This is a genomic window from Paraburkholderia sp. RL18-085-BIA-A, assembly GCF_046027075.1.
GTDB lineage: Bacteria > Pseudomonadota > Gammaproteobacteria > Burkholderiales > Burkholderiaceae > Paraburkholderia.
In genome coordinates this window covers 1-349 of sequence record NZ_JARESU010000669.1, presented here as the reverse complement: position 1 = coordinate 349, position 349 = coordinate 1, and the positions used below count along the sequence as shown (strand labels likewise).

At 62.2% G+C, this 349-nt stretch carries 1 protein-coding gene; it reads right to left on the bottom strand.

Translation table 11 applies throughout. The features are described from left to right. Nucleotides 1-349: FAD-binding oxidoreductase (locus tag P0D89_RS54330; protein WP_408371608.1), on the bottom strand; the 349-nt coding region annotated here is incomplete at both ends.

Sequence of the window (349 nt, the reverse complement as noted above, 5' to 3'; positions counted from 1 at the left end):
GAGGCCAAGGTCTTCGGGAGCGTTTGGGATGAAGTCGCGGTACATCGCCATAACCTGCCTGGCGTCCTTGGCGTCCCAGAAGATCGGACCAGCGAACACCGTTTTGGCTTCGTGGGCCTGAAATAGAAAGCTCGTGACCACGCCGAAGTTACCGCCGCCACCGCGCACCGCCCAGAAGAGGTCAACGTGCTTGTCCTTGCTAGCGGTGACGAAAGAGCCGTCGGACAGCACTACATCCACCTCGAGCAGATTGTCGACCGTGAGGCCGTGCTTGCGCGTGAGATAGCCGGTTCCTCCGCCCAAGGTCAGACCTGCGACGCCCGTGCTGCCGACGATGCCGAGCGGTACG